The 11,461-nt window shown below is 31.8% G+C and carries 11 protein-coding genes; 10 read left to right on the forward strand and 1 reads right to left on the reverse strand.

The window, feature by feature from the left end; genetic code table 11:
• The first annotated feature begins 49 nt into the window (after positions 1-49).
• The 3 genes from ACZ9HT_RS03015 to ACZ9HT_RS03025 all read left to right on the forward strand — a co-directional run bounded on the left by ACZ9HT_RS03015 (position 50) and on the right by ACZ9HT_RS03025 (position 4,061).
• Complete coding sequence (locus ACZ9HT_RS03015; RefSeq protein WP_476038955.1) at positions 50-844, forward strand: DUF2797 domain-containing protein; 795 nt, start codon at positions 50-52, stop codon at positions 842-844.
• Between the two features lie 147 nt (positions 845-991).
• A complete protein-coding gene (locus tag ACZ9HT_RS03020; protein WP_476038956.1) occupies positions 992-1,261 on the forward strand; it encodes a hypothetical protein in 270 nt (89 codons plus the stop codon).
• A gap of 142 nt (positions 1,262-1,403) precedes the next feature.
• A complete protein-coding gene (locus ACZ9HT_RS03025) occupies positions 1,404-4,061 on the forward strand; it encodes an AsmA family protein (protein ID WP_476038957.1) in 2,658 nt (885 codons plus the stop codon).
• A gap of 22 nt (positions 4,062-4,083) precedes the next feature.
• Here ACZ9HT_RS03025 and ACZ9HT_RS03030 read toward each other — a convergent pair whose 3' ends face one another.
• Entirely contained in the window at positions 4,084-4,425 is a 342-nt protein-coding gene (locus ACZ9HT_RS03030; protein WP_476038958.1) for a hypothetical protein, read from the reverse strand.
• Between the two features lie 701 nt (positions 4,426-5,126).
• Between ACZ9HT_RS03030 and ACZ9HT_RS03035 the strand changes: the two genes are divergently transcribed.
• The 7 genes from ACZ9HT_RS03035 to ACZ9HT_RS03065 all read left to right on the forward strand — a co-directional run bounded on the left by ACZ9HT_RS03035 (position 5,127) and on the right by ACZ9HT_RS03065 (position 11,459).
• Positions 5,127-6,356 (forward strand): tyrosine-type recombinase/integrase, encoded by a 1,230-nt coding sequence (locus ACZ9HT_RS03035; RefSeq protein WP_476038959.1) that lies wholly within the window; start codon positions 5,127-5,129, stop codon positions 6,354-6,356.
• Between the two features lie 295 nt (positions 6,357-6,651).
• Complete coding sequence (locus ACZ9HT_RS03040) at positions 6,652-6,930, forward strand: helix-turn-helix domain-containing protein (protein WP_476038960.1); 279 nt, start codon at positions 6,652-6,654, stop codon at positions 6,928-6,930.
• 60 nt (positions 6,931-6,990) lie between these two features.
• On the forward strand, positions 6,991-8,220 hold the full coding sequence (locus ACZ9HT_RS03045; protein WP_476038961.1) for a primase-helicase family protein: 1,230 nt from the start codon (positions 6,991-6,993) through the stop codon (positions 8,218-8,220).
• 221 nt (positions 8,221-8,441) lie between these two features.
• The gene (locus tag ACZ9HT_RS03050) at positions 8,442-9,332 is read left to right on the forward strand and encodes a toprim domain-containing protein (RefSeq protein ID WP_476038963.1); all 891 of its coding nucleotides are present in this window, start codon (positions 8,442-8,444) and stop codon (positions 9,330-9,332) included.
• A complete protein-coding gene (locus ACZ9HT_RS03055; RefSeq protein ID WP_476038965.1) occupies positions 9,329-9,967 on the forward strand; it encodes a hypothetical protein in 639 nt (212 codons plus the stop codon). The genes ACZ9HT_RS03050 and ACZ9HT_RS03055 overlap by 4 nt, the downstream gene beginning before the upstream one ends.
• A 403-nt stretch (positions 9,968-10,370) precedes the next feature.
• The gene (locus ACZ9HT_RS03060; RefSeq protein ID WP_476038966.1) at positions 10,371-10,598 is read left to right on the forward strand and encodes a hypothetical protein; all 228 of its coding nucleotides are present in this window, start codon (positions 10,371-10,373) and stop codon (positions 10,596-10,598) included.
• 414 nt (positions 10,599-11,012) lie between these two features.
• The gene (locus tag ACZ9HT_RS03065) at positions 11,013-11,459 is read left to right on the forward strand and encodes a hypothetical protein (RefSeq protein ID WP_476038968.1); all 447 of its coding nucleotides are present in this window, start codon (positions 11,013-11,015) and stop codon (positions 11,457-11,459) included.
• Positions 11,460-11,461 lie beyond the last annotated feature (2 nt).

Raw genomic sequence — 11,461 nt, forward strand, 5'->3', positions numbered from 1 at the left:
TACAAATTTAATTAAATTCAAATGATTAATTTTACTGAAATTTATTTACATGAAATTCTCCGGACAAGTCCTGAAAATGATGACGCAAAACGCGCAGCCTATTCAATATTACCTTAATCTTTCAAATGATCTGATCAATATGAATCAGGTTATCGGCAAAGAAATTAAGTTAAAACATATCGGTTTTGAATGCGTAAACTGTGGTAACGACGAAAAGATCTACCGGATGGGATTTTGTCGAAGATGTTTTTTCGAAAGTCCTTATGCCAGTGAATCGATCATTCGTCCGGAACTTTCGAAAGCACATTTGGGAGTTGGCGAACGTAATCTTGAAGTGGAACAATCCATACAACTCGCGCCACATATTGTATATCTCGCGTATACAGGCGACGTAAAAGTGGGAGTAACCCGCGCTTCTCAAATCCCTACGCGCTGGATCGATCAGGGAGCCACTTTCGCGCTACCAATTGCAAAAACAGATAACAGATATGAAGCCGGAATGATCGAGGTTGCCATGAAGGAACATCTCGCCGACAAAACGAACTGGCGAAAAATGCTGGAGGACGATTTTGAAGACGATCTGGATCTGGCAGATTTCCGGGAGAAAGTAAAAGATTATTTCCCAGAGGAGTTTAAGAACTTTTATTCGATGGCAGACGAAATGTGCAGATTAGATTATCCATATGAAGCACCCGAAAAGATCGTTTCTGTTTCGTTAGATAAAAATCCAGACTTTACCGGCGTTTTAAGAGGAATAAAAGGGCAATACCTTTCTTTTGAAGGTGGAAATTTTGTGAACGTGAGAGCACATGAAGGTTACGTAGTCGAATTGGAAATTGAATAGCATGTTTTTTTGGAAAACTCTTTCGTGAAAATATTTTCATATTAAAGATAGTTCGTCACTATTTTCTGCAAGTAATTCACAACGTATGATTTGAAGCATAAAATATTGAGAAAATAATTTGTAATATTGGTGAGTTAAACTAAAACGATGAAAACAAAAATTATTCAATTCTCGTTAGCGGTTACAACTGCTTTCTTTATTATAAACTCCTGCAATAAGAAGGAAACCGCAAATGTAAAAAATGATGTGGCAGTTGTTTCTACTCCTTCAGATTCCCTAATTGTAAGTGATTCTACCATTCTGAGCGATGACTCTGCAACCGTAAAAACTTCGGTAGGAGTGCAGGATGAAGAAATGAACGCTATTAAAAAGGAAAAAGCTGCCGCTGAAAAGTTGAAAGAAGATCAACGGAAGTAAAGGCATCTTTTTTCGATATAAAATTTAGAACATCCTTTATTAGGATGTTTTTTTTATATTTGATTTGAAATTATAAGAGCTAAATAATTGATATTTAAAGGTCAACTCTACTAAATGGCATAAAATTCTTATAGTGCATTTTATGAAAAAAAAACATATCCGAATTTTTTCAATTATTGCAGGAATCGTTTTCCTGCTATTTCTCGTGGTTAATTTTGGGATTAATTTTTGGCTTAAGAATAATCTGGATAGTTACATCAAGAATAATTCTGATTACATTGTTACCTATAATACGCTCGACGTTGATCTGGGCACCGGAAATATCTTTTCAACTGGAGTTACTGTCAACAGTAAGGATCCTCAGAATCAGGAAATTATCGGTTTTCAGGGAACGATTGATACGATTTCTATTTCTAGGCTTGGGATCTACGATGCCATCTTCAAAAAGAGAATTAAAACCTCGGATCTGGTTTTAAACAAACCTCATTTAAATATTATTCTTCCAAAAAACAATGATAAAAAAGGTAAGAAGCAAACTGATATTATTCTGAAAAACATCAAAATTACGGAGGGAAATATTCAAGTTTTCAAAGCAACAAAACAGAAAATGCTGTCGGTTAGTGACCTTAATCTTGTGGTAGATAATCTGCAGTTGACAGAACAAGCTTCCTCGGGAAAATTACCTTTTACGTTTGACGACTATCAGATCAACGGGAAAAATCTTTATTTTCGCACCGATAATATTTATGCTTTTACTGCAAAATATATCACAACAAAAGAAGGTCAGGTTAGCGTTAAAGATCTTGCGGTGATTCCACTGCTTTCTTACCAGAATTTCACAAAATATTACCCGAAAAAAAGAAACCTTTTCGACTTTAAATCATCTGATCTGGAGTTTAAAGATATTGTGCTGAAGGATAATAAAGTCACGCTCACTAAAGTTCGTTTTGAAAATCCAGAACTCAAAATGTTTACGACCAATGTGAAACCAGCAGAAAAGGAAAAAAGTTTTAAATACGATGTTCAGTTAAAAGATGTTTTGTTTGACAATGCAAAGATCAACATTGTTCAGGCTAATGGTTCGCCGTTATTTTCTGCCGGAAATCTGACCATGAACATTAAGGTGTTTGTAATGAATGAAGAAACAGCAAAGGGGAATATACCTTTTCAGTACAACGATTTCAAAATAAACGGGCAGAAGATCAACTATGTTTCCAATACCCAAAATGTAAATATTTCGACGATCGCGCTGGATCCAAAAATGGCAGATTTTAAGAATATTTCAATGAAGCCAACTGTTTCTACTTCCGACAAAACGTTGCTCGATCTGTCTGTACAAAATTTAAACCTCAAAATTAATGACTGGAAGTTTTTAAAAAATAAATTAAAATTAAATATCGACAATGTTCTGGTGAATGGCTTAAACGGTAAAATCGTTGGATCTAATCATCCTAAGAAAACAAAAAAACCGGCTTTTGAGGGAATCGCTTTCCCTTTGATCATTAAAAATATAAGTCTAAAAAATTCAAATCTGGTTTACGATAAGGGAAGCAAACCGCTGGCTTTTGAGAATTTAAATGCGACCATTCAAAATATCGAAATGAATGAAAAGACTGTTAAAGAAGCGGTTCCTTTCAAAATTGGTTTCTATAGTTTATCAAGTCGTAATTTTAAATATAAAACAAAATTCTATAATATGTCAGCTTCTCTGCTGAAATTAAATAAAAATACGGTGCAGGTTTCTAACTTCGCCATGATTCCAACGGTTTCGCGAGCGCAGTTTATACGGATGATTCCCACAGAAAAAGATTTGTATGATATTAAAGTCAATCAGATCACGATGGAAGGAAACTGGGATTTCTTCTCTGCCAATCAATTTTTGGAAGCTTCAAAGGTGACTTTAGATCATGTTAACGCGAATATCTTCCGAAGTAAAATACCAAACGATGATCTGACCGAAAAACCAATGTATTCTAAATTATTACGAGGTATTAAATTTCCAATGTTCATCAACAATTTAGATATTAAAAATTCTCTTTTGGTTTATGAAGAAGATACCAAAAAAAGCGATGGACCGGGAAAACTGACTTTCAATAATTTTAATCTAAACGTTAAAAACCTGAACTCCGGGAAGATGAAAGGCAAATCTACCCAGATTGCCATTGCTATAAAATGTCTTTTTATGAATGCATCGCCCATGAATATTAAATGGGGTTTCGATACTTTAAATACGAGTGATGCATTTTATATTTCGGGAAATGTTGCAGATCTGCCTGCTGCCAGAATTAATGCATTCACAGAACCTTACTTAAAAGTGCGTGCAACAGGTTTAATATCGGATCTTATTTTCAATTTTAAAGGAAATTATAACGGACTGGGCGGAACTTTAAATATGAAACACGAAAATCTAAAGATCTCACTGCTAACAGAATCTGGGAATAAAAATACCGTACTTTCTGCAGTTGCTAACATTTTCGTTAAAACCAATTCGGGGAATTATCCTGAATCTGTTGAGGTTAAAGAGGTAGAACGAGACAAAACAAAATCTTTTTTCAATTTATTGTGGAAGGGTATTGAACAGGGCTTGAAGAAAACCCTCCTCGGAATTGCACCAAAGACAGAAGAAGCCATTAAAAAAACGGTAGACAATACAAAAACTGCATTACAGGAAAATAAAAAAGACTTGCAGGAAACCAAAGTCGAAGTAAAGAAAAAGGTAGAAGCCGTAAAAGAAAAAGTTCAGGAAACAAAGAAAAAAGGCGTTCTCAAAAATATCTTTAAAAAGAAATCCGCCTCGTAATTAAAGCGAGACGGATCTTATATTAGTCGAAATCATATTCTGGATTCTCCTGTATGGGAACCTTGCGCAGGAAATTATCAAATTCTTCGCCACTGTGATTACTGTCTGCACCGTAAGAATCTAATATTGTTGAAAGCTGACCTTCTTTGTCTTCGAGCAGATAAAGGACTGCGTTATCATCGGGATTACTGTCTCCCTCAAAACGATAGGATTTTACAATACAAAGATCTTCCGGCTGATACGTTTTTTCATCTTTTCCCAAAATCATTTGATGTTGGTCATTCATACAGATCTCTTTGGTGATCCCACGCTTAATTAAAATGTTCAGAACCTGAGAAAGCGTTTTTAAGTTGTTATCTTCCATGATATTTTATTTAGTTTCCTAAAGCTACAAAAAAAGTACCACCGAGAAAAAATATTAAGGCACAAGGACGATCTTGATATTTAAATGGTCTGATTGTCTTAAAGATAATTATTTTTGAGATTACAGCAACGAATATAAATTTCTGCAAAATGAAATAAGCCTTTTTTCTGATATTCTTCACTTTGGTTGGCTGCAAAAACAACTCAGACAAGGTTTTATCATTCATTCTGATAATGAAATTGCATTCAATATTGTAGAGTTGAAACTGGTAAAAATTTACGGGAAATCAATTATAAAACAAAACCATTAATTTTTGAAAAGAAAAATGATCGTATCTGAATGGTGCACGGAACATTTCTCAAACGTACAAACGGCTGTGTTGTTTGTGCTAAAGTAGATGTTACTTCAAAAAGTAATTAAAAATATCCGTGGAGATTAAAGAGAAATCCGAAATTTAAAAACATCTACTGATCTTAAAACAAAAACGCTGCTAATCAAATGATTAACAGCGTTTAAAGTACCTCGGACGGAGGTACTGTTAAATTTATTTATTATTACACTCTTTTTAATCCGTTTATATTCAATAAATTTGATGAGCAAAGGGATTTTGATTTATTAATAACATCAATCTTAATAAGTTTAAATTTAAAATTAGTCCCCCTTTTGTTCCCCCTTTCATTCATTTAAATTATTTTAATACTATGATCAAATATAATTTTCAGTTAAGGAAAGACAAAGTGACACAAGATGGTTTAATGCCAATAAGACTATTATTTAGAATAGATAGTGCCGTAATTAAAAGAAATACTGGTTTCAATTGTAAGCCTGCAGATTGGCAAAACAACCGTGTAAAAGCGAATTCTAAAAAAGAACACAATTATGGTCATGATGAAATCAATGAAGGGTTGCAGAAAATAGAATCTAAAATTCAAGACATTTCTTTATTTTTTAGAGCAAATAAATTAGAACTGACTAAAGATTCTTTTATTGATAAATTTGATTCAAAAGGTGAAGTGACTGTTTCTCCTGAATTAGATTTCTTTAAATCTTTTGACGATTATATTGAGAAAGGGAAACCGGTTAAAACTTACAACACTATCAAGGGTCAGGTTACAGTGAGAAATTTTCTAGAGAACTTTGCTGAAGAAAAAGGATTTGTAACATCTTTCAATATTATCGATGAAGATTATTTTGACATGTTGAGAGATTACTCCTATCAAACTAAAGAAATTAAACAGAATTATTTTTGCAAAATAATTAAAGTTCTAAAATCCTTCCTTAACTGGGCAACAGAAAAAGGATATAACACGAAGAGAGATTTCGAAAAATTTAAGGCTACGGATCATGATATAGATATCATTTATTTATCGTTCGAAGAATTAATGACGCTTTATAATAAAGATTTGAAGAGCGATAAATTATCTCAAGTCAGAGATTTTTACTGTATGGGTTGCTTTACGGGATTGCGTTTTTCAGATTTATCAAAACTTCATTTGGCAAATATTTCTGATGACCACATTGTAATCTCTATTCAGAAAACAAAAACTCAAAACCATGCTATAAAATTAATTAAGTACGCAAAAGAGATTTTGAATAAATACAAAGGCACAATTTATGAGCCTTTACCAGTAATTTCATCGCAGAAATTTAACGAGTACATCAAGGACTGCTGCGAATTAGCGAAAATCAATCAGCCATTTACAAGCCATTGGTTTGTTGGAAATCAGAAAAAATCTTTAACACAGCCAAAGTATAAATTCATAACAAGCCATACTGCAAGAAAAACCTTCATAACCAATTCCCTTCTTCTGGGAATGGAGCCCAAAGCGATCAAGAAAATTGCCAATATTAAAAAAGATGCTGTTTTGGATAAATATATGAAAGTCACAGAAGCATTTACAGATGAACAGATGGATAAAGCATGGGGATAATTTTTCTAACATCTTATTTTGATTTAATAGAAGGCAAAATATTTTCGTTTAGATTTCAATTAACTATGTTAAACTTTATTAAAAAAAATATGCATTTAGTTAAATTCAGTTAAATTTTACAATTTTCTTAAATGTTAACTTGGGCTAATCTGGGTTATTCTGGGTTCAAAAAGAACCTAAAAAGTCTATTCTGGGCTAATTTGGGCTATTCTGGGTGGTAGTTTAACTATTTGATTATCAGCGATTAATACAATATTATTGCATTTGAATTTAAACTAATTTAAAATACAATAATATGTCAGTACAACTTTATTCACATTCCAAAAGTGATTTGGAAAAGGCGGTGGAAATTATTCTCAACAAAGCCAAAGATTTTAGATTACCAATCGAATCTACTGCAGAAAATCCCGAAGATCTTATATCTCAAAGCGAAGCAGCACAATTTCTACATATTTCTATGCCCACAATCATAGACTGGAGAAAGCATAAAGATTTACCTCATTACAATTTTAATGGAAGGTTCTTTTACTCAAAAAAAGAATTGCTTAAATACGGAAAAGATAAACGCAACTAATCCTTTTTAGTTACATCAAAATCTTTTTAACAAATCCCGTATAACATATAATTCATTAAAATGAGTCAAAAAATCCCCTACTTAAGAGTGGGAACCACCTACTATAAAACAATTGAAAAACCACTAATTTCAGGCGATAAAATTTCAATATTAGTTCGGTGGAATCGAGAAACTATAATTAGCGATCACGGAAAAACCTACGTTTCAAGAATTCCGAAATTTGATGGTTTTTGTTGTATTCCTGAACATTTAGAGTACAAGCAAATCGTACAGGGTTTCTATAATATTTACAATGAAATTCCATTTTCGCCTTCTACGGAAGATGATAATTTAAAAAATGCTATCCCTTTCTCCTTGAATTTTGTAGAACACATTTTCGGAGAACAACTGGAAATGGGTTTGGATTATTTGAAAATTCTGCTGCAGTATCCGACACAAATTCTACCGATCTTATGCTTGGTATCTAAAGAACGAGCAACCGGCAAAACAACGTTCATTAAATGGCTAAAAGAGATCTTTGGGTTGAACATGACTTACATCAAAGGTGATTCATTCGGGAGCCAGTTTAATAGCGATTGGGCAGCAATGTTGGTTGTAGCAATCGATGAAGTTTTCTTTGATAAAAAAGAAATTACTGAACGTTTGAAATATCTCTCTACAACCAACAAAGATAAATTGGAAGCAAAGGGAAAAGACCGAGAAGAGATTGATTTTTTCGCCAAATTTATTTTGTGTTCCAATAACGAAGAAAATTTCATTCAAATAGATGAAAATGAGATCCGATTCTGGATTTTAAAAATTAATCCCATCAAAACCGAAAACACCGAATTTCTAAATAATCTAATTTCTGAAATACCCAATTTCTTGCAGTTTTTAATCGAGCGGCCATTTTCAACCCATAAGAAAACGAGAATGTGGTTTTCTGCTGATGAAATAAGAACAAAAGCACTGCAAAGATTAGTTTTTAAAAATAACAATAAGCTCGAATCAAAAATCATCGAATTACTCTACGAGTTCTTTGAAAGCAATGAAGACGAAGAAATTAATATTGTTCCGCAAGATCTTCTCAATATGATGAATAAAATGTTTCGACCAACTTATTGGACGAGAAATGACATTCGAAATTTGCTGAAAGAAACCTGGAAATTAAATCCACAAAATAATGGTTTGACTTACTTCAGATACGACATCGACTTTGCAGGAACATTTTATCAAAATAATTCAGTTGGTCGCTATTTTACCATAAAAAAGGATTTTATACTTAACAAATATGTTGAATTGTTGAATTGATTGATAATGAAAAGAAAATCAAATACTTAACTCTCAACAAAATCCTCAACAAACTTTTATACGCTCATTTTTGTTGAGCGCTTGTTGAGCGAAAAAACTCCAGTTTGTTGAATTGTTGAGAGTTTGTTGAGGAATTAAATAATATACAATCAATAAGTTACAAGGTTTCCTCAACAATTCAACAAAAAATCTCTCTCACAAAACCCAGAAAACTCACAACAATGAATTGCAGTCAATTTAATAAAATCTCATTGGAAGAAGTCCTTCAAAATCTCGGACACATTCCCACAAAACAAATGGAAAAAGAAGCATGGTTTCTGAATCCGTTTGGATCAGAAAACCACGCCTCTTTTAAACTAAACAAAAGCCTCAATATTTGGTATTTATTTTCAGAAGGAATTGGCGGAAATAATATCGATTTTATGAAGAAATATTTAAACGCCTCAATATCTGAAGTTTTAGTTTGGGCAGGAAATCAAAATTTTTCTTCTTTTCAAAATCAAAGAAATCTCCCTAAAATGAAACTGGCAAATATTTCCAAATCTTACGAAATAGCGGCAGTAAAAGAAATTCAGCACCAAGCACTTTTGGAATATTTAAAAAGCCGAAAAGTAGAAAATCAAACCGAATTTTTGAAAGAGATCCATTATCAAATGAATGATAAAAACTATTTCGGAATTGGTTTTAAAAATGATTCCGGAGGTTATGAAATGAGAAACGCTTATTCTAAAATTTGTCTGGGTAAAAAAGATGTGACAACAATAAAAAACGATTCCAAAGATTTAAGAATTTTCGAAGGATTTTTTGACTTTATTTCCTTTAAAAATGTAGAAAAATATTTGGAGAAACAATCTTCGGATTACATTATTTTGAATTCGGTTTCGATGGTAAAAAATATTAAAAATGACTTGGGCAATTATCAAAATGTTGAACTTTATTTTGATAATGACGAGGCTGGAAATCGTGCTGTTGAAATGATTAAAAGTGAAAGTAAAAAGGCAGAAGATTGTAGGGTTTTATATTCTAGTTTTAAAGATTTAAATGACTGGATGATTCACGAAAATCCATCAAATGAAGTTGAAATTCATTATAAATCTGCATTTAAAAGATGAAAGATTCCAAAATTTTTGAAGCAGACTTATTTGAAAAGATTTTTGAATTAAATTCAAATAATAAAATTGGTGCAACTACGATAACCGTTTTTACATTTATTCTTTACAAATGCGAAGATCCTCAAAAAGAAACTGTTTTGTCTGATTACGAAATGGCGAGAGAACTTGGACTTTCCAGACAGACGGTAATTACGGCGAAAAATAAACTAAAACTTTTAGGGCTTTTAGATTATCAAAGAAATCCTGGTTTTCCAAATCGTTTTATATTAAGTGGAAATGAATTTCCTAATGAAAAACCTACAATAATTGAAGTTAAAGAAATTCCTGTTGAACATTTAAAATGGATTTCAGAGCCAAAAATTATTGCAACTAATTCGTTTTCCAAATACCCAACTCTAATTCAGTTTATGGATTTTGCCAAAACCTTAAAAGATTATTCAGTAAAATTAGACGATCTATTGATTCATAAATTTCATCAATGGGAAAAAGCGGATTGGAAAAATGCAATTGGAAGACCTATTTTGGATTGGCGATCTGTTCTTGAAAAAAACATAAACATGATTGCATTATCTCTTCCTAATGAAAACAATTCCGCCTTTACAACTCCAAATATCCGGCGACCGGACGTAGACTAAAATATGCTGTTCTAACTGGTCTAAAATGTGGTAGTCTAAATAAAATTTCATTACTCTGAAAAAGGTACTAGCAAGATGTGTCTTTGTGCATACAAAATTTACATTTTATACTATCAAAGGACTTTCTTGCCTTTTCTGCGAAAAGGATAAAAAAACTTCGGAACTCGTTTTTTATTTTGAAATCGCTCTGTTTTAAAGTAAGATCTGAATAAAATTTTCGCCGCTTTTTATAATAAATTATTGCTGAAAAAAAATAAACTTAAACTAATTAGTAAGAAGAAAATATCCGAGATAATTTTTGTTTTGTTAAAATTTTCATATTTTGCTTATCCCCGATTATCATTATTTTTACGGAATGAATTTTAAATTTAATTGCAATTAAGATTATTATAAAAATAGATAAATGGACGATTCTAAAATAAAAGATGTGCATAGAAAACCTGTAAGATGTGGTAATTGTAAAGGAAAGGTTGTGGAAATTCTTTACGGTGAACCAACTGAATTTGCAATGCAACTTTCTGACGAAAAGAAATTGGTTTTAGGAGGATGCTGCATAACTGTAGAAAGTCCCCAATGGGAATGCGTAGAATGCAAACTTCGATTTTTAAAAAAGCGAACCGGAAATTTTTGAATTACGAATTCGTTGATTCTAGATTCTTTTTTTTAGTTTGAATATCAATGATATATAAATTTTAAAATTATATCTAAAACGTTAATAAAATGTTAAAATTTGGCATATCTTTCGTATTATCAATCATGTCAAAACTAGCCCAACAAAGACGTTAAAAGTAGTAAGCAAAACAAAAATTAATTAAAATGGCAAAAGGAAACACTCCAGCAAATGGACCAAGTAAAACAGGAAATCCTTCAGGCGGAAATAGAGGAAATAATTCTACCGCTCCAGGAAAAACTTCTCCTCCTACACCAAAAAAATAGATTGTTTAATTTATTTTGAAGTCCAATAGAAATATTGGACTTTTTTATGCCATTACTTTTCTTCTAATATGTTTCTAAATTTTTATGCAAAATAGTTATCTTTGAAATTATGGCAGTTCAAATAAAATCTCTGGAATTTTTTCAATTTAATATTGGAGGTTACTTTGATGGTTACAATGAGATAAGAATTCAAGATAATTGTTTTGAAATTAAGAAATCTAAAGAAGATTTTTTAAATATGCTGCCCAATCTAGATGACGAACTTTCTATGGAACTAAAACAAGAATTAATTTCTGTTCTAAATGAAATTCATCTTCCGAAGTGGAATAGAAAATATTATAATAACGAAATCTGTGACGGAACCCAATGGGAACTGGAAATAAAATACAACAACCGAAAAACGAGCAAAATTTTGTTTGGTAGTAACGACTATCCAAAAGTGATAAAAGCAAAAGGAGAAATCGTTGTAGAATCTTCCGAATCTTACAGTAAGGAATTTAAAAAATTATTGAAGATTTTAAATAAAATAGCAGACCAAAAAAACTTTTTTCAATAGAA

The sequence above is a fragment of the Chryseobacterium sp. UYP7 genome, assembly GCF_056279225.1.